The organism is Mesorhizobium sp. CNPSo 4689, from assembly GCF_057784325.1.
On sequence record NZ_JBWLUZ010000034.1, the window covers coordinates 14,499 to 32,732 of the forward strand.

10 protein-coding genes and 7 pseudogenes are annotated in these 18,234 nt (G+C 58.6%); 2 read left to right on the forward strand and 15 right to left on the reverse strand.

Annotated features, from left to right (window positions below):
* Positions 1–36: 36 nt before the first annotated feature.
* The gene (locus AC04SI_RS27645; RefSeq protein WP_488475262.1) at positions 37–786 is read left to right on the forward strand and encodes a carbonic anhydrase; all 750 of its coding nucleotides are present in this window, start codon (positions 37–39) and stop codon (positions 784–786) included.
* 761 nt (positions 787–1,547) lie between these two features.
* On the opposite strand, the gene AC04SI_RS27650 is transcribed toward AC04SI_RS27645, so the two are convergent.
* The 11 genes and pseudogenes from AC04SI_RS27650 to AC04SI_RS27700 form a co-directional block, all read right to left on the reverse strand.
* Positions 1,548–2,318 (reverse strand): hypothetical protein, encoded by a 771-nt coding sequence (locus AC04SI_RS27650; RefSeq protein WP_488475263.1) that lies wholly within the window; start codon positions 2,316–2,318, stop codon positions 1,548–1,550.
* A gap of 370 nt (positions 2,319–2,688) precedes the next feature.
* Positions 2,689–4,485, reverse strand: a pseudogene (gene glmS / locus AC04SI_RS27655) (glutamine--fructose-6-phosphate transaminase (isomerizing)).
* A gap of 151 nt (positions 4,486–4,636) precedes the next feature.
* A pseudogene (locus AC04SI_RS27660) lies at positions 4,637–4,875 on the reverse strand (acyl carrier protein).
* 6 nt (positions 4,876–4,881) lie between these two features.
* Positions 4,882–5,640, reverse strand: a pseudogene (locus AC04SI_RS27665) (sulfotransferase); the annotation flags it as partial.
* A 197-nt stretch (positions 5,641–5,837) separates the two neighbouring features.
* Positions 5,838–6,626: an ABC transporter permease gene (locus AC04SI_RS27670; RefSeq protein ID WP_488475264.1), complete on the reverse strand. Its 789-nt coding sequence runs from the start codon at positions 6,624–6,626 to the stop codon at positions 5,838–5,840.
* 3 nt (positions 6,627–6,629) lie between these two features.
* A complete protein-coding gene (gene nodI / locus AC04SI_RS27675) occupies positions 6,630–7,538 on the reverse strand; it encodes a nodulation factor ABC transporter ATP-binding protein NodI (RefSeq protein ID WP_488475265.1) in 909 nt (302 codons plus the stop codon).
* Between the two features lie 10 nt (positions 7,539–7,548).
* Positions 7,549–9,261 (reverse strand): nodulation protein NodU, encoded by a 1,713-nt coding sequence (gene nodU / locus AC04SI_RS27680; RefSeq protein ID WP_488475266.1) that lies wholly within the window; start codon positions 9,259–9,261, stop codon positions 7,549–7,551.
* 13 nt (positions 9,262–9,274) lie between these two features.
* Positions 9,275–9,921, reverse strand: a pseudogene (nodS, locus tag AC04SI_RS27685) (nodulation methyltransferase NodS).
* A gap of 10 nt (positions 9,922–9,931) precedes the next feature.
* Positions 9,932–11,275: a chitooligosaccharide synthase NodC gene (gene nodC, locus AC04SI_RS27690; protein ID WP_488475267.1), complete on the reverse strand. Its 1,344-nt coding sequence runs from the start codon at positions 11,273–11,275 to the stop codon at positions 9,932–9,934.
* A 16-nt stretch (positions 11,276–11,291) separates the two neighbouring features.
* Positions 11,292–11,951, reverse strand: coding sequence for a chitooligosaccharide deacetylase NodB (nodB, locus tag AC04SI_RS27695; RefSeq protein ID WP_488475268.1), 660 nt, complete (start codon positions 11,949–11,951; stop codon positions 11,292–11,294).
* Complete coding sequence (locus AC04SI_RS27700) at positions 11,948–12,538, reverse strand: NodA family N-acyltransferase (protein WP_488475269.1); 591 nt, start codon at positions 12,536–12,538, stop codon at positions 11,948–11,950. Before AC04SI_RS27700 ends, nodB begins: the two co-directional genes overlap by 4 nt.
* A 273-nt stretch (positions 12,539–12,811) precedes the next feature.
* Between AC04SI_RS27700 and AC04SI_RS27705 the strand changes: the two genes are divergently transcribed.
* Entirely contained in the window at positions 12,812–13,771 is a 960-nt protein-coding gene (locus tag AC04SI_RS27705) for a LysR family transcriptional regulator (protein WP_488475270.1), read from the forward strand.
* Between the two features lie 878 nt (positions 13,772–14,649).
* Here AC04SI_RS27705 and AC04SI_RS27710 read toward each other — a convergent pair.
* The 4 genes and pseudogenes from AC04SI_RS27710 to AC04SI_RS27725 all read right to left on the reverse strand — a co-directional run.
* The gene (locus AC04SI_RS27710; protein ID WP_488475271.1) at positions 14,650–15,654 is read right to left on the reverse strand and encodes a LysR family transcriptional regulator; all 1,005 of its coding nucleotides are present in this window, start codon (positions 15,652–15,654) and stop codon (positions 14,650–14,652) included.
* 58 nt (positions 15,655–15,712) lie between these two features.
* Positions 15,713–16,296, reverse strand: a pseudogene (locus AC04SI_RS27715) (NodA family N-acyltransferase).
* Between the two features lie 288 nt (positions 16,297–16,584).
* A pseudogene (locus AC04SI_RS27720) lies at positions 16,585–17,158 on the reverse strand (IS110 family transposase); the annotation flags it as partial.
* Between the two features lie 488 nt (positions 17,159–17,646).
* Positions 17,647–18,180 (reverse strand): annotated as a pseudogene (locus AC04SI_RS27725) (transposase); the annotation flags it as partial.
* Positions 18,181–18,234 lie beyond the last annotated feature (54 nt).

Here is an 18,234-nt window from a genome sequence, read left to right on the forward strand (position 1 = left end):
GGAAAAGCATCAGTTCGCGTAAAAAGGGAAAGCAATATGCATCGTCGTCACCTGATCAAAGGGGGCATTGCACAGGGCGCTTGCCTCATCTGTGCCGCTGCCGCGCGAGCGGACGGCGCCCATTGGGGGTACACTGGCCAGGTGGGGCCGAAGCACTGGGCCGATCTGGACAGCAAGAATTTCGTCTGCTCGGCGGGCACGCAGCAATCACCCATTGATATCACCGGCACGATCAAGGCGGACTTACCGCGTATCGTCGTTGATTGGCACAAGGGCCGCGGCAAGCTGCTGAATAACGGCCACAGCATTCAAATCAATATGCCGCAAGGCAGCACGCTGACCCGCGGGAATCGCACCTTCGAATTGATCCAATTCCATTTTCATGCACCAAGCGAGCATCGCATCGCTGGCAAGAGTTTCCCGATGGAGGCGCATTTCGTCCATAAAGACACAAAGAGCGACAGTTTGGGTGTCCTGGGCGTCTTTTTGACGCCCGGTGCGACAAATACTAGCTTTGCCGGCTTGGCCGCGGCATTTCCCCCGTGGCCAGGCACGGCAATGGCTGTCGAGGTCGATCCCAACGGGCTTCTGCCGGCCTCGCTCGGCTACTGGACCTATAAGGGATCATTGACGACGCCGCCCTGCAGCGAGAACGTCGAATGGATGTTGGCAAAGGAATCCGTCGAGGTCGATGCGGCGGACATCAACCAGTTTGCCTCACTCTACCCTTTGAACGCGCGACCGATCCTTTCACCTAATCGGCGCTTCATCCTGGGCCTCGACTGAGGCCTGGGAATGCGGCTGTGAAGAACGTGAGTTGCGGCTGAGATTGGCCTGCAGATGCCAAAGGACCGTCTGATCCGGCCGAACGTCTCCGCTTCATGATACGCTGACTGATCACATAGGGGCCGTGCCGCGTGATGCGGCCATCGATAACAGAACTATGGCGGCGCGCGCGCGCGGCGTCAGCGAGAGCGAAATCTGGGTCGGCCGCGATCGCCTGCCCGAGGGCCTCCGAAGCACCAGGCTAGTTCGACAGCAGCAGATCGATCCCCTCCCGACAGTGTTCGGCGGCGCGGCCGGCCGTTGTCGAGAGTGGTAATCCGCGGCTGTCGAGTTGCGTCATGGCAGGGCAATTCATTCCGGAAGCTGGCACGTGCAAATGCTCGTGCCGATTAATGCGATTGCCTTATTGGCTGCATTTTGACAGTCCGCCTGATCGTGTCATTCAAGCGGAGAGACTTGCCGAGAAGAGCCCCAGATCGCCGGCGTCACCTAGGCTTCAGGGGGTATCCCTGGTTCACCAGATGGCAGCAATGGTGAAAAAAGGGCCGCCCGACCTGTCATCGACTTCAGTATACCCACGGCTTCAATGCCGGCGACGAGGTCGGGGGTGAGTGAAGCCCACAAGTGGCGCACCGGTCCCAAAGATCTCCTGCCTTACTTTGGTGCTTGGCGATATCGGCATGCATCTTCACTACCCTACCTCTCCGGGATCGCACTGCCGCATCTGAAGATCGAACGGCGGCTTGTCCATGCCTGATGGTTTATGCAGGTCCCTCGAAATGGAAAGGACCGCGAACGCCAGGCGAGAACCGCTCGGCTGCTTCCAGCGCGAGCGCGAGCCGTTCCAACGGCTTGCCGCCCTTGCTTGCGAATAGCGCGCCCTGAGCGATCTGCTCGCTGCACCCAGCGGCATCGAAGCCGTCTACCGCCTCGGCCACCTGATAGTCGCTCTCGATGCGGAAAAGTCGCCCTCCATAGCCCACCAGGAAAACACCACCGCGCTCGGCTTCGTTGTGTCGTTCGGCATAGCCACCTGATTTCAGGCAATGCCGCACGGCGTTGATGAAGTCGGTCACCATGAACTTCTCAACATTGTTGTCAGGGGGGCACTTAGGCGGTGTGAAGGCGTGATGCAGAAGCTGCCCCATCCGAAATGAAGTCGTAAAACCCATCAGGAAATCGCAGTTGCGGAATACCTTTCGGTCGGCCCGGATTTTGAGCGAGTAGCCATCTCCGCCGGCGGAATCGCCGCCGATATAGACTTTTCCTTCGTCGACAAGGCCAACAATGCACGTCATGCCGCGCCCGTGTAGCTGTTCGACAGGATGGCACTGCAGAGATCTTGGACTCTTCCTGCTGCGGACCCGTGGAACGCCATCAGCGCACATTTCCATTGGATGGACGCCGATGCTCTCTTGTTCTGGAATGCGATGCGCTGACTTGAGATGTCGGTTTCCTTCCTTCAAGACACCCGCGACATGAATGCCTGTCGGCAGTTCCCGCCACGCACAGCGAAGGGTCTCAAATCTCATGCCGTTTTGTTTGTTAAGGGCGAAAATAGAATTTAGTGATTTATTTTCCGCTATTTAGCCTGAGGGAAAGCACGAGATTGACTAAACAGCCCGTGTCGCGGACCCGACAAAGCACTTCATGACGTTTGGTCGAAGATACGTGGTCTGATAGCAAAATGCCGAGCCGATCCCAGCCTTATGGGTCCGGTTAGTGGCAGGACTCACCCAACCCTGCCGCTTCGCCGGAATTGATCCGCGCTGATCAGATCATTGTGCGAGATCGCCACAAAACCGATGAACGGCAAGTAGTCCGCAAAGGGGGGCACGCCAAGCTCGGTCGCCACGCCCCGTGCAGCACAACGACCATAGACGGAACTGCGACGACCGACGCTCACTCTACAGTCACCGACTTCGCGAGGTTGCGCGGCTGATCAACGTCAGCGCCCATGAAGACCGCCGTGAAGTAAGCGAGCATTTGAAGCGGCAGCGCGTAGACCATCGGTGCAATGAGGTCGGGCGCGTCAGGTAGCACGATCGTTTCGAAAGCCTTAATCTTCCCGTCACGCGCGCGACTTCCTGCATATTCGAGACGGTCTTTTCGAACATCCGATTATGCGGGGCAATTACGATTACTGGCATGTTCTCGTCGATCAGCGCGATCGGCCCGTGCTTCAATTCACCCCGCCGCATAACCTCGGCGTGGATATAGGAGATTCCTTGAGCTTCAGCGCACCTTCCATTGCGAGCGGATAGTTGGTGTCGCGCCCGAGATAGAGTACATGTCGGACCTGAGCGAGCTCGCGCGCCACCTTTTCGATGCTGTGCTGGAGCTTTAGCGTCTGGCTTGCGAGACGTGGCGCATCGCAAAGTTGCCGCATCAGTGCTTTTTCTTCCTCGCGTGTGATGGTGCCGCGAGCGGCAGCAGCACGGGCGGCGAGCGAAGCGATTACCGCGAGTTGGCAGGTGAAAGCCTTGGTCGAGGCAACGCCGATCTCTGGGGCGGCAAGCGTCGGAAAGACGATGTCCGACTCCCGGGCCATCGTCGATCCCTGCACGTGACGATGGAGGCGACCGGAATGCCAGCCTTGCGGCAGTAACGCAGGGAAGCGAGAGTGTCGGCCGTTTCACCGGACTGCGAGACAAAGAGTGCGGCGCCGCCCTTCGGGAGAGGGATCTCGCGGTAGCGGAATTCCGAAGCGATTTCGATGTCGACCGGCAGCCGAGCGAGCCGCTCGAACCAGTATTTGCCGATTAAACCAGCAAGATAGGCAGTGCCACATGCGGAAATAGTCAAGCGGTCGAGCTTGGCGAAGTCGAACAGCATTTCGAGCGGCCGCCAAGCCCCGCCGGCGAAGTCGAGGTAGTGCGCAAGTGTATGAGAGATCACTTCCGGCTGTTCATGGATCTCCTTCTCCATTCCGATGGTTACCCTTGTCCACGAGAAGACTAGTGCCTATCGACTGCTGCCGCTGCCGTTCGACCGGATTGCCGTCCAGATGGAAGATCTGCGCCCGATTGCGGCGCACGATGGCCCAATCGCCATCCTCGAGATAGGTGATCGAATCGGTGAATGGCGCCAGCGCGATCGCATCCGAGCCGAGGAACATTTCGCCTTGACCATGGCCGACGGCGAGCGGCGGACCGTTGCGCGCTCCGACGATGAGGTCCTCGTCGCGGCGGAACATGATGGCGAGTGCGAAGGCGCCTTCCAGCCGCTTGATCGCCCTGTGGGCCGCCTCGGCTGGAGCAGCACCGCGCTTTATCTCACGCGAAACCAAATGCGCGACCACCTCCGTGTCGGTCTGCGAGCAAAATTCGTATCCGTCGCGAACAAGTTCGTCGCGCAGTTCGGCGAAATTCTCGATGATGCCATTGTGGACTATGGCGACGTCTCGTCTGAAATATGCGGATGGGCGTTGGTTTCGTTCGGCGCTCCATGCGTTGCCCAGCGTGTGTGGCCGATTCCTATCTTGCCGTCCAGCGGTGCCGCCTGAAGGCGCCTTTCAAGATTGACGAGCTTGCCTTCCGCTCGGCGCCGCACAAGCACGCCAGATTCGATCGTGGCCACGCCGGCCGAGTCATAACCGCGGTATTCCAGTCTCTTTAAAGCATCGGCGATAAGCGGTGCAACCGGGGCTTGCCCAATGATTCCAACAATCCCACATCGGTTGAGGGTCCCTCGCTTCATCGAAAAAGAATGACTAGAAGATAGACGCAGTACCGAGGGGGAGTGCCTCGATGGCTCATGGCTTTCGCCCGCCGATCATCAACGAAGACATAGCGCAGATGCCACTGAAGCCGGTGGTAATGATGCACAAACGGGCCATGCCGTCGGATCATCAGTCGTTAGCGGCAATCAAGGCTCCCGTCGCCTCGACGATGTCGCCGACATTCTTGAGGTCGTTCCATGCCTCGGTTGTGTCGATTCGATTTCGATGCCGTAGGCCTCCTCGAGATCGAACATGATCTCGGAGAGCTCGAGCGAATGGATGCCAAGATCCCCGAGTTTCGTGTCGAAAGTAATTTCGCTCTCGGTGTCCGCGTGAGTTTTAATCTTTTCGACAATCTCGGTTGTCAGCTGACCGCCTACTGCCCTTTCCTCCTCGCCGACCTCAAAGAATCTTGCGTAAGGTCCGTGCGCGAAGTGGCGGCGCAATTCATGAAAATTCTCGATCGTTTGCTCTAGTGGTCGCGTTTCCTGGCGCTGAACGACGGTCGCACCAGAAAGTGGAAGCGCTGGAACGCCCAGAAAGTCCCAAATCGCTGCCAAGCATGTGGCGGGTTCGCGCAGAAGGCTTTCGTACTCGATCTCAAGCAGGTTGGTCTTAGCGAAGGAATGGTCGACCTGAGCGTGGAAATCATCGGCGGTCTTGAAGTAGTCCTCGCAGTCTGCGATTGACAGTCTAACCTGCGGCGGCGGAGCATCATTGTCCGAACTGAACTTCAGCCATTGGCGGGTTTGCCTCGCCTGTACCAGAGACCGTAGCGATTCCAAGGTATTTTCACGAACCACGAGAATGACTTTAAGGCTTGGCCAACGGGTCAGCTCGGCAAAAAAGCCAGGGCGCTCACGAAACTGTGGTTCATTGATCTTGCAGCCGACGTGCGTCACCATCTTGTCGCTCCGGCTGGGATGGCGCAAGTAGGCAAGCTCAAGGAGATCGCGATCGCTGCCTAGAAGACGATCCTTATCAGGCCATTTCGTATCGTATATGTTGAGCAGCTCGCCGTTGCTCAACACGTTCAGATGCTCGTTCAGCAATTCTTCCAAGTAGTGCGTGCCAGTTCTTGGCATGCCCAGGATCACAAATGGCTCAGGCGGTAGTGTGTGGCGATCAGTCATTGCACGTGTTCCCAACTAGCATTAGTCGCGACGGTTCGGGTGGCGCTTAAGACGAGAATCCTGGCACTCATCTCCTCCACAGGCTCGTTCAAAGAATTTGGAAGCGGACGGATTGGGCGCTCATGCAACGAGGCGATCAAAGACGATAACGCCATAACCGCACGGTTACGCAGACTGAGGTGACTGCGCGCCACGCGTCAGCGCATCAGGCGCCGACGCAACAGCGCCGCCGATAAAAAGAACGGCAAAACCGCGTATATGCAAAGTGTCGTAATATGCAGGCCGACGCTTTCGGCTGGGTGGCCAAGCATGACTGGACGGATCAGGTCGACCGAGTGAGCCAGAGGCAAGAAGGACGCTACCTGCTGGAACGCGCCTGGCATTTGGCTGATCGGAAAGACCGCGCCGGACAGGAATAACATAGGCGTGAGGACAAGCGTTTGGTAAAACACGAGACAGTCGTAATTGGGCGCAAGCGCCGTAGCGACCATTGCTAGGCTCGCGAAGGCGAGGCCAGTGAGGGCGATGATTGGCAGCGAGTAGAGAATGGATTGCCACTCTGCATAGCCGAGCGCGACAGCAACTAGCGTAATTGCCGTGCCGGCCAGAAGGGACTTGGTGCCAGCCCATGCCAATTCACCGAGTACGATATCGCCGAGCGTGAGCTGAGTGCACAGCATCGCTTCCCAGGTGCGCTCGCCTCCCATGCGAGCGAAAGTCGAGTAGATGGTTTCGTAGGTCGATGAGGTCATCGCGCTTACCGCAGCCATGCCAGCCGCCAGAAAAGCTACGTACGAAGTGCCGTCAACGCGGCCTATCATTATCCCGAGGCCAAAGCCGAGAGCGAACAACGAGATCATCGGCTCGGCGAGGTTCCCGAGGATCGCCGCAAGCGCAATTTTCTTCCAGGCCAAATAGTTGCGGCGCCATACGGCGACCCAGTTCCACGCATTGGCGGGCATGGCCGCCACATAACCTTCGTTCATCCTTCAGTCCCTCATCTCACGGCCCGTCAGGCGCAAGAAAACATCCTCGAGATTCGGGGGGCGCTGCAAAAGCCGCAGACCAGCAACCCCACGCAGTTGCACGAGCACATGCTCGGGATCGGGCGCGTAGCAAAAGAGAGTTTCGCCGCTCACCTCGATGCGCTGCGCGTATGGCTTGATCAGCGCTCGCAGCTCATTCGGATTGCCGCCATAGACCTCGACCACCTGACAGCCTATCTGCTCGTCAATCAACGCGTGTGGTCGCCCTTCGGCGATTTTGCGCCCTTGCTCGAGTACACACAGCCGGTCGCATAACCGCTCGGCCTCCTCCATGAAGTGAGTGGTCAAAAGTATCGTTTTGCCGCGCGCCAACAGCGAACGCAGGCGTTCCCAGATCAGGTGGCGCGCCTGTGGATCGAGGCCAGTGGTCGGCTCGTCCATGACCAGCAGTTGAGGGTCGTTGATCAGCGCACGGGCCAGCGTCAGGCGTCGCTTCATACCGCCGGACAGATCGCTCACGCGTGCATCCGCCTTGTTCTCGAGGCGGGCGAACTCGAGCAGCGAGGGGATCACCGCTTCGATGTCGCGTCTGCTCATGCTGAAGTATCGCCCGAACACCAGCAGGTTCTCACGTACCGTGAACCTATGATCAAGGTTATCGAACTGCGGGACCACGCCGATGCGTCCGCGTGCCAAACGGGCGCGTGCCGGCACTGGCACGCCGAACACCGTGATCTTACCTGCGTCAGGCGTTGCCATGCCGAGGAGCAGGCGCGCAATCGTGCTTTTGCCCGCGCCGTTCGGTCCCAGCAGGCCCAAGCACTCTCCCGGCGCAACGGTGAACGACATCCCGTCGACAACGACCCTGTTGCCATATGATTTCGTTACGCCGGTAAAGTCGATTGCTACCATGGATGCGCACTCAACTCAGCGTAAGGACGCCATCGACCGGCGATAGTTCAGTCGCGGAAGTTTTGCTCAACAGCATGCCGTCGCACCATATGTGTTCAATACGTCCCCACTGGCAGGCTGCGGCGGCATCCGGAAAGAACCCACGTCCATGGTGGTTGGCACTCGTATTGCAAAGCAGCGGAATGCCCGTAAGCTTTTCATATTCGACGAGCAGCTCGGCGACCTTGTGCTCAGAGGTTCTGGAAATTGTTTGCAATCGCGCAGAACCGTCGAGATGCACAATAGCGGGGACTTTGTCACGCCATTCCGCCCTCGTCTCGTGATCGAACAACATGTAAGGATCCGGCGTTCCAGGGCTGAATATTTCCGGCGCGCGGTCCTCCAGGCAGATCGGTGCCACTGGCCGGAAGTGTTCGCGAAGTTTGACGTCGTTGAGATAATCCTTCATTGCCGGCGAAGTCGCGGCCGCGAGAATGCTTCTGCCGCCCAGTGCCCGTGGTCCGAGCTCGGCGCGTCCGCTAAGGAAAATGACGGGCTTGTCGCTGGCGAGGATGGAGGCAAGTTCTCTCATACCGCATGGTGCGGTCTTCCATCCGGACGGCACTTGGCCATCCTGCATGACCGGACCACTGTAGACCGACCATTCCAGAGGCACGAAGCCATCTTGGGCCACCATTGCGCTGCAAGCGGCACCGATTGCTGAGCCGCTGTCATTCGGAAAAGGCGGTACCCAGACAGCATCGAAGAGGCCGGTCTCACGTAACGCACTGTTCCATTTGATGTTGAGGCCGCAGCCGCCGGCGATGCACAAATTTCGCGGCCCCGAAAGATGTGAGTGCCGCTGTACAGCGATCGCCATTTCGCGGACTAGGAGACGCTCGAGAAAAAGATGGAACGATGCAAGCACATCTTCGGGTGCCTGATCTCTCAATCGGAGCGCACTGACTTCGAAGAAGTCATGCACGGCCTCAAGCAAGGGCTCCGCACTGGTGACGTCCGCGCGGTAACTGTTGGCAAGCTCGGTGTCGCCGGCAAAGCGCTCCTCGTAGAGTTCCTGAAACACCGCCACGATGTCTTCGTCGACCGACCCGAGCGCGATGTAAGCCATCAGCTTGCCAGCAACACCGAGGTCCCAGTCACCGCGACCCGCCCGCTTATAAGGCCCGAAGTGATGGCCCGCAGCAGCGTAAACATGGCCTATTACCGGGAAAAGGCATTCCAGGAGCCGGGCTCCCCGGCCTTCTACATAATAGAGGCGTGGAAAGATACAGCCGTCCCACACCAAGCAGAACGCGGGTTGCCCGGTTTTGGCAAAAGGGCTGGTGCAGTAGGCAGAGGTCACATGACCGGTAACGTGCGGGTAGCTTTTATAAGAGAAAAGCCGGCCATCGAGCAATAGGCCGGCGCCGTCGAGCGAAGTGAGAACGCCCTCGGCATGACGTTCGACATAAGGTGCTCCTTTGAGAGTGATTGGAGTCGCACCGCTGAGGACCTGGAACTGGGACTCCACGTCCCCATCCCAGCCGTCGACAACAAACTGATCAACGTCCCCCGCATCCACACCGTGCTGCGCCAAAGCGGCGACAACTGCGTCCAGATTGTCGATGGGTTTGTACCGTCGATTGTTGTCCAGCTTCTCCTGTTCAATGCAAAAGACGAGCCGTCCGTCCTCGACAAGGGCGACCGCCCCGTCATGCGTCAGCTTGATACCACAAATGCGCATAATGCCTCCTCGTCTAACGCAGGCAATTCGATTCATCCGGAGGCCGAACTGGACTCCGAAAACGGGCGAGTAAGCAGTCTTGGTTGGGGGGCTCACCCTGACAGTGCAGATGATCGACAGCGATCAACGTCTCGTTCAGCATGGCCATGACGGTTTCGGCGCCAGCGGCGTGGCCCCAGCGCTGGCAAGTGGCATCGCGTGCAGACCCGAATACCAGGTGCCCCCCTGGCGCAAGCATCCGCGCAAGGTTGCGGATGGCAGAGCGCATCTCGGCTATGCTGCTGAGGTAGTAGAGAACCTCTGCCACGACGATCAGATCGAACGGTTCCTCAGGCGAGAACTGTTGAACATCGGCGACTACCCATGTGATGTGTGATTGCTCCTTCATCCGTTGGCGCGTTCGAGCAATCGCGCGCGGCACGACGTCGATCACTGTGAGCCGTTGACAATGGGGCGCTAGTCTTTCCGTGAAAGCGCCTGCCGCACACCCGACTTCGAGTGCGTTTGTGATGGAGCCTTGGGAAAGCGACAGCCGGAGCATTTCCGTGTGACGCTCCCGCTCGAACGGATTGGCATCGAGCAGCCACGGATCGTCCGCGGCCAGTTCTCGATCCAACAGTCGATGGTTATTGTCCTGCTTCAAGATTCGTCTACCTCGATAACACAACTATCACTCGTCGGAAGTCACCAACGCTGCACAGTCCCGTGCAAGATGGCGCATACGATGCTGCGCCGCATCTCCCGACAATCTTGTAGTGCTTGATCCAGTGGGCGGGGTTTGGACGGGGGTGTGTTTTCCATCCTTGTCTGGCACGCTGGCAGCGAAGCTGCGCGACAGCCAATCGCTATTGCTCAATGTACACAACGCATAGGCTTTCAGGGGAAGTAAGAGAAAGACGTTGATGAATGTGTGTAGAGAAAAGCCTAGAAATCGAAGTTGACGAGCACGAAGCGCCACGACGCTGCAGCGCACGATCGTCATCGATACAATCATCAGGACTGTCCACCATGGCACCGTGCCCGTTAGTGTGAATTGCGCGAGGCCTGTTAATACCGACAGGGCGAGAAGTAGCGGCCCGAGATTCTGTCCGACCACGTCCAACGTTAGAAAGCGGTCGAGGCCCGGTAGAAGATTCAGTGAAAGCCAGGTGTCCCGAAAAGTACTGCGTGCCCAGCGGAGCTGTTGGCGCAGATAAGGCCCCAGGCTGTCCGGAACGACTGTGGCCGCGATGGCGCCGGGGACGTACTCGGTTCGAAGGCCCGCTTTCAGCATTAGGATCGTGAGGTGGCGATCCTCACCGAAGTCGCTTGGTTTCCCCCGAAATGTTTGCGTCTCATACTGATCCAGCAGCGAAAGGAGTGCGGACCGACGGTACATGGCACACGGACCGCAACAGCACATCACGGCGCCGAAGCGAGCCTGCGCCGCCCGTTCCTCATTGCAAGCCAGCCAGTACTCCATATCGATCAACCGGGTCAGCCAGGTGTCGCCCCGGTTGCTGGCTGTCAACTGTCCCATGGCCGCGCCGACCGCGGGATCTTGCATCTTCAGCGCAAGTTTCGCGACAACATCGGACGCCAGCATCGTGTCCGAGTCGACATTGAGCACCAAAGCTCCAGATGAGTGGCGTATCGCGGCGATCTGCGCCTTGCGCTTTCCGGCATTTTTGGGAAGCAAAATGAAGTTGAATCGTGGGTCGCGCGCGAAGCTCTGGTGTACAGGCGCGACGGCGTCCCGATTTCCAGAGCCGTCGTCAACGACATAGACCCGCAGTCTTCCGGCGTATTCCTGGGTTGAAATCGAAGTGAGGCAGGCGAAGAGTGTGCGCGGGTCCTCGTTGTAGCAGGGAACGATGACGTCCACGCTCGGCCAAGGGTCGGAGCTGACTATGTCGTCCGATACCGATGAAACGCTCGGCGGCCGGGCATAAGCGGCCTGCATGCTCTTATATGCGGTCGAGAGCAGCGCATAACATGAGATGGCGACAGTGCTGGTTGTGTCAAGAAGGTCCATGAGATCTCTGGTTTCTTCAGTGCTGTTGGGGAAGCGAGCGCGTTACAAATCCGCGGTCGTGCAATGCTGGAATTATGCGGGATAGCGCCATGACGGTTTGGCTGCGCAAGCTGGCGTCACTGCCCGGTTTCATCTCGCTGGGAGGGCACCCATCGTGCAAGAGCACGATTGCGCCGGGTCGGACGGAGGCCAGCACCGCATCGACGATCGCGTCCACGCCGGGACAAAACCAATCTCGCGGGTCTACCGACCAGTGGATGGCCGACAGGCCAGCGCTCGCCGAGGAAGCGATCACTTCTTCGGTCCAGACGCCATACGGAGCGCGCATGTACTGCACCGAAGCCTGAGCACAAGCCACTTTGATGGCTCTGTTCGCCTCGAATATCTCGCGTTGCACTTCGCCGGGTTCGCATTCGGACAGATCAGGGTGAGTCATGGTGTGGTTCGCGACCCCATGCCCTTGGGCGATCATTCGTTGGATCAGTTTCGGCTGGTCTGCCGCGTAGGTGCCGATGACGAAGAAGGTCGCCGGCACGCGGTGTTCGGCCAGCACATCGAGCACCTCCGGTGTGCAAAACGGATGAGGCCCGTCGTCAAACGTCAAATAGACGCTGGGTTGGCCAGTACCGTCCGCGCACTCGCTGTGCACTTCGGATAAACAGTCGAAGTGGCTCAAAGCTCTGGTCCGTTCCGTTCAATCATTGCGCCGGCAGGCCAATCGGAGATCGGGCGTCCAACCGGCAAAACGATGACAAGCGGGTCCTCGATGCGTGTGGGCGGTTTGTCGAGACGCGCGTCAGGAAGGGTGGAGCGCACGCGAATGCCCGACTTGACGAACACCGCACCGTGTCGCCCGAATCTTGCAATGTGTTTGTGCAGCGCGGGCCGAACGGTGCCGAAGCCGAATGCAACGCCGAGCTCCTGCAGGACTGGAAGCACGGCACGGATTGAATAGCTGATTCCGAGCCCCTCAAGATCCGGACGCACCCCGTACAATCCGACTTCAGCCACTAGCAGATCGACGGCATCGATTTTGATGAAACGGCGCAGCACGCCTATATGTGCCGCAACACCGCTCGAGTCATAGGCGATTGCACGGAGCTCAGGTCTAGCTCCGGCCCAACTTCGACTGCCTTCGAATGGCTTGGCATTAAAGGCCCCGGTCGGTCCATAGGTCCTTCGAAAGAACTCAGTGAGTTCGATATGGTCAGACAGCTGCAACTCGTTTTCCCAGCACAGCTTCCACCGCACCCGAGAGCGCATGCAAAGACCTCCTTTGTTGTATTTTCCTAGGGCATGCATCACGCGGTTGAAGCCGCGTGAATTGGAGCACGTCAGACTCTCGCGGTTGGGATGCTAGCCAATTGGCTGGCAGAACCTGCGTAATACATGGCTCCAGCACTGATGGACTCTCTCAAAACTTGCCGTCCTTCTTGAGCCCGCCGTTCATTTCGGGTTCCTAGTGCAGCATCGCCTGCGATTGGTAAAATCGATTGTTTGGATGACATGCATTCACTTTGTGGATATAACCGGCAGATGCGTTTCAAGGGTCTGGATCTAAATCTCCTCGTCGCACTCAATGCTCTGCTGACCGCGCGGAACCTCACTGCGGCGGCACGCAGCATCAACCTCAGTCAGCCAGCCATGAGCGCAGCGATCGCTCGGTTGCGCGCCTATTTCTGTGATGACCTATTTATTATGAAGGGCCGCGAACTTGTCCTGACCCCTCGGGCGGAAGGGCTCACGGTCCCAGTCCGCGAGGTTCTTCTGCAGGTCCAGCTCTCCATTATTCACTGGGACGAGTTCAACCCCGCTCAATCCAATCGCCGTTTTAGGATAAGTCTTTCCGATTTCATGATATTGGTATTTCTTCAAAAGATCGTGGAGCGTCTCGCGCGGGAAGCTCCCGCCGTCAGCTTCGAACTGCTCGCTGTCGCAGACGATCCCCCTGGGCTTCTTCGGCGCGGTGATCTCGACTTTCTGATTGTGCCGGAACCCTTTATGTCGAGTGCGCATCCGAAAGCCGCATTGTTTGACGACAAACTGGTGTGCGTTGGTTGTCGCACGAATAAAGAGCCATCCCGGCAGCTTACATTCGAGAGATACATGGAGATGGGCCACGTTGCGGTTCACTTCGGACTTACGCGGGTCCCCGCCGCGCTCGATGAGTGGCTTTTGCGCGGGCAAGGTTTCAACAGGCGTATCGAGGTCGTCGTGCAGGCGTTCAGCATGATCCCGCCAATACTGTTCCACACCGACCGAATAGCTATCATGCCGTTACGACTGGTTGACCATTTCGCGAAAACAATACCCCTGCGGATCTTCGACCTTTGGCTGCCCATCTCCACGTTCACCGAGGCTGTCCAATGGCCCGCCCTTCACAATAGTGATCCCGCAAGCATCTGGATGCGGACGATCATGCTAGAGGAGGCATCTCGCATGACACCGCTCAAGAGCACGGGCCGTTCAGGTGCACGTAGGAGCCTGTCTGAATAGCTGTGGCATCGTGCATTGCACGAACGATAGCCGTTCATGCAGTTCGGGCGAGCTGGATGAGGTCGTGTGCCGTGCAAAACAGCGCCCTCATTCGGCTAAGCTTTTCAGTGCCCGCAGCAGGCTGCCTGAAACTTCTTACCCACCCGACGATTTGCTTTCTGAGCTTTTGCCGAGATTCGCTGTGCGCCCCATTTCAGCCTGTCCTGCGGCCTTAGCTGATGTCCACTGCTACAGCGAGCCGAACCTGGCGGCCTTCGCCGCGCACGAGATCAGCGCCTACCCGCAACGCCGCCAATCCCCCACCGAGGCCATTGTCGATTATCCACCACCCCGTTCTCCGCCAAACATCGCCAACCGCTCAGCCGACTGTAGGATCAGAAGAAACCCTGGCGCACATTACCGGCACATCACCCTCCAAATGGAAATTTGCCACCCGACTGCTCCGTTGGCACAGGATCGGGTGCTTCTTGGTAATCTTGAGCCCTTACCCCTTCAGCTGCGAACTGCGTCTGGAGTGTAGCAACATGGCGGCCGCGGCCTTCGCACAGAGCCTCACGGGCAGACATGTCGCGTTGGTTGCGTGATGCGCCCAGTTAGGCCGATCGAACTGCCGAACTGATGCCGCCTCGGCGTCAGCAAAGGTGGCCACACGGTCGCGCGAGAGCGGATGAACCGATGCGGATCATCGATCACAATTTTTGTATATCAGCCGCAACAGGGGCCGACGGCCCGCAAACTCACCGCAGCGTTTGAGCTTTTACGGGTGACTCGGAGAGATATCTCATCATGATCGACGCGGCCGCCTAGCCACGTGAGAACGGACAAGCTTACAGGCAGCATTGACGCGCTTCGTCGGCCAAGTGCCGTGCCGCCCCGTTCTACAGTTCTGGCTCTGATGAAATTTGCGCATTGGAAGTGAGCTGGACATTCGTGCTGGTCCGGTCGAAGAGCGGCTCGGCCGTTGCAAGCGGCGAAGCCATACAAGACGCCTCCTCGAATAGTATCTCGCGCATCCAGAGGCTTGCCGGATCATTATCGTGAAGCGCAGGCCATTGAACGACCTCAGTGAACGGAAGGAGTAGTCGCAGCGGAAGCGAAACGATTTGGAGGGGTATTGTTTTTGCTAAATGCCGCGCCAGCCGTAGGGGCATGGTTCCTATGCGCTGGGTGTCCGACACCATGTGCGGAATCATGCTGAAGCCCTGTACGACGACGTCGATACGTCTCTTGTGACCGTGCTCGTGCAAATACCATTCGTCAATTCCCGACCTCTGCGTATTCCCGAACTTGACCGCAACGTGCCCCATCGACATGTATCTCTCGAAGGTAAGTGGCTCTGACAGCTGTTTGTTCGAGCGGCAGCCCACACACACATGTACATCGTCAAACAGTCTTCCTCGAGGATGAGCATTTGACCTGAACTTTTCCGGGAGAATTAGAAGATCGACGTCGCCGCGCCGGATAAGGTCCTCATTGTCGTCGGTGTGCGGCCGAAATTCGAAGCTGACGGCGGGAGCTTCTCGCGCCACACGCTCCATGACCCTTTCAAAAAACACGAGCGTGACGTAGTCGGAGAGAACGATCCTGAAGCAACGATCTGATTGGGCCGGGTTAAACGGCTCCCAGGAAATAATGGATTGCTGTATGTGCTGCAGAGCCTCGCGCACCGCGGGCGCGAGCTCTTCGGCACGCGGGGTAGGGGTAAATTCGCGGCCAGCCATCGTAAACAGCTCATCTTGGAAATAGGCGCGTAGCCGAGCGACGGCCGCGCTCATGGCTGGCTGACTGAGCTTGACACTGCGTGCCGCCGCCGTGAGGCTACGCTCGGTCATCAGGGCGTCGAGCGCGACCAGGAGATTTAGATCAAGTCCCTTGAATCGCATGCTTCTTATCCGCCATGTGGATGTATGCCGCCGAACTCGGGCGAGCAGTCGAGCTGGCTCATAGCTCTGGTCCGTTCCGGTCGATTATGGTACCGGCGGGCCATTCGGAGATTGGCCGTCCAACAGGCACAACGAGGAGATGTTGATTCTCGACCCGCGTGGGCGGCAGGTCGATACGCGCGTGTGGCAGTGTGGATCGTACGGTAATCCCCGACGCGACGCTCAGCAGACCGTGTCGACCAAACCGCTCAATGTGTTTCCGAATCTCGTGCCAAACTGTACCGAAAGCGAATGGGAATTGAAACTCCTGCAGTGTTGGACGCATGACATGGATCGAATGGGCGATACCGAGTCCCTCAAGATCCGGCCGCACTCCATACAAGCCTAGTTCAGCCACCAGCAGGCCGACTCCGTCAACTTTGATGAAACGGCGCAGTAAGCTCAGGCGGGCCGCTACACCGCTTGAGTCGTAGGCGAGTGCACGAAGCTCAGGTCTTGCTCCGGCCCAGCTTTGGCTGCCTTCGAACGGATTTGCATAGGCCCCGGTCGGTCCATAGGTCTTTCGAAAGAACTCCGCGAGTTCGACATGATCGGAGGCAAGTCGTTTTCCAAGCACAATTTCCACTGTACGTTTCGGCGCATGCAAAGACCTCTTTTGCTCCTGTTGACTGGGGTTCGAAGCTATCGATAGCCGCGAACGCGGTTCCACCGGCTAGGCCGATTTCGGCCAGCCCACTGATCCCTTCATCGGTGGGAATGCGCGCAAAGATGAGACGCCAGATCGCGGTGCCGTCAGAACAGAGAGCGATCTCCAGAGTTTCGACTTTGATGACTTCTTTCGACATCCGCGTTCGTCTTGCGCTCCGGACCGAGATGGGCAGCAGTCCCAGGCTTGCATGCACCGCCATCTCATGGATAGCGCAAGCCCTACCACAGCGCTGCGCGCGCCGACAGCATGGCGTCCATCAGTTCGGCAGACAGCGGATCGTCAGCCACGGCCGCGCGCACCGCTTGGTCAAAGGCCCCTCGCCCGACCTTGCTAAGACGGATGCCGAACGACTTCAGCGAGTGTCGGATGGCGTTCTCCAGGTCGAGGAACTTGGCCTTCAGATTGCGCCGGTGCGTCAGCAGAAGCTTCGTCCGGTCGCAGCTTTCCGACTTGATATGAGCTTGTCGGAACCAGCCGGTGCGCATGATATGGGCGATGCCGAGCGCATCGGCCTTGTCAGTCTTGTTGCGTTGCGCCGACATCGCGGCGCGCACGTGCTGCGTCCAGGCAGACGGCCGGCAGGCCGAGTTTCTTGAGCTCGGGATGCAGCCAGGGCGACAGTGATCCCGCCTCGTGGCCGACGCGACGCAGCCGCGGCAAAAACGGCTTCAAAACCGCAAACAGCGCATCTGGATCTGTCACCGCCGTCGTCTCGAGATGCACCACGCCATGATCGTCGACGACGCACACCGCTGTCTCGTCCATCGCTACGTCCAGTCCGCAAAAGAATTCCATCGTTCGCCTCCTGCGTTGCTTCACAGGCGCAGATTTTGCCGCCGAGTCGTCGGCGATCGCCAGTTGATCCGCGGTCGACGCACAGTTTTGCTGCTCGGCGAGGCGCTCGCCCCGATTACGGGCGACAGTCTTATTTTGGGTCGATTTCGTTCGAGTCCATCGCCCTTTCTCCTTAATAGCAATAAAACGCACTCTTTTCCACGCCAGGCTGCGAAGCTCTGCGAAGTTGTCGAGATCTGGTACGCCGTGCACTCTTCCGGGCTCGTCGACGAGGACATTGAGTTGCTTTGAAGCAGCGTTCGAACCGCCGCGGCACATGTCGCTACTGGATTTACGGGGCAGCATTCACAGGCATTCGTGCGTGGTCCGACGGCGCCGGCCATATCGTGCTTCCCGTTTCCAAGGTCTGTACCATCTCTCATCCGCTCGCGCGGAGCTCCTAGCTCGTTCGCGCCGTCACCAGGACGGCTGTTTCGGTGTCTTCACCATTAGTTCGCGTAGCTCAACCGCCGACCCTTCCCGGCGCTGCAAGCGTCGACGTCATGCTGTTCGGCTGTTACATCGCCAACGTAGGTTGTGCCGTCTCGCCACATCGCATACATCGCCACGGCGAGCTTTCGCGCCACCGCGACACGCGCTTTCGCGTGGCATTTTGTCTTCGCAAGTTTCAGTCCCCAGGTCTTGATGAGATCGCTGCCCTTGAAGCGGGTCAGCATTGCCGATGCAGCCTCGTAGAGCGGTCGACGGACATCGCCATCACCGGCTTTGCTGATCCGGCCCTGGATGTCGATCGAGGTTCCAGACTGCCAACACGTCGACGTCAGGCGGAAGTAAGCGGCGACATCGCGCGAGCGACGGAAGCGCGCCGGATTCTCGATCGCCGTGCTGAAGCTGAGCGCGGTGATGGGACCAACGCCGGGGATTATCATGAAGCGCCGGCACAGCTCGTCGCGCATCGCAAGCCGCACCACCAATCTGTGCAGGACGAGGTACTCGGCCCACAGCGCGGCGCGTGGCGGTAGCCCGAGCCCTCAGCACGGGCGGTTTTAATCCGCCCGTGCTGGCTCAAAGCTCAC

Coding starts and splice junctions, on each gene's coding strand:
- nodC (WP_488475267.1), bottom strand. CDS start 11,275: ATGGACCTTCTTGACACAACCAGCACTGTCGCCATCTCATGTTATGCG.
- AC04SI_RS27705 (WP_488475270.1), top strand. CDS start 12,812: ATGCGTTTCAAGGGTCTGGATCTAAATCTCCTCGTCGCACTCAATGCT.
- AC04SI_RS27700 (WP_488475269.1), bottom strand. CDS start 12,538: ATGCGCTCTCGGGTGCGGTGGAAGCTGTGCTGGGAAAACGAGTTGCAG.
- AC04SI_RS27670 (WP_488475264.1), bottom strand. CDS start 6,626: ATGAACGAAGGTTATGTGGCGGCCATGCCCGCCAATGCGTGGAACTGG.
- AC04SI_RS27645 (WP_488475262.1), top strand. CDS start 37: ATGCATCGTCGTCACCTGATCAAAGGGGGCATTGCACAGGGCGCTTGC.
- nodU (WP_488475266.1), bottom strand. CDS start 9,261: ATGCGCATTTGTGGTATCAAGCTGACGCATGACGGGGCGGTCGCCCTT.
- AC04SI_RS27710 (WP_488475271.1), bottom strand. CDS start 15,654: ATGCGATTCAAGGGACTTGATCTAAATCTCCTGGTCGCGCTCGACGCC.
- nodI (WP_488475265.1), bottom strand. CDS start 7,538: ATGGTAGCAATCGACTTTACCGGCGTAACGAAATCATATGGCAACAGG.
- AC04SI_RS27650 (WP_488475263.1), bottom strand. CDS start 2,318: ATGAGATTTGAGACCCTTCGCTGTGCGTGGCGGGAACTGCCGACAGGC.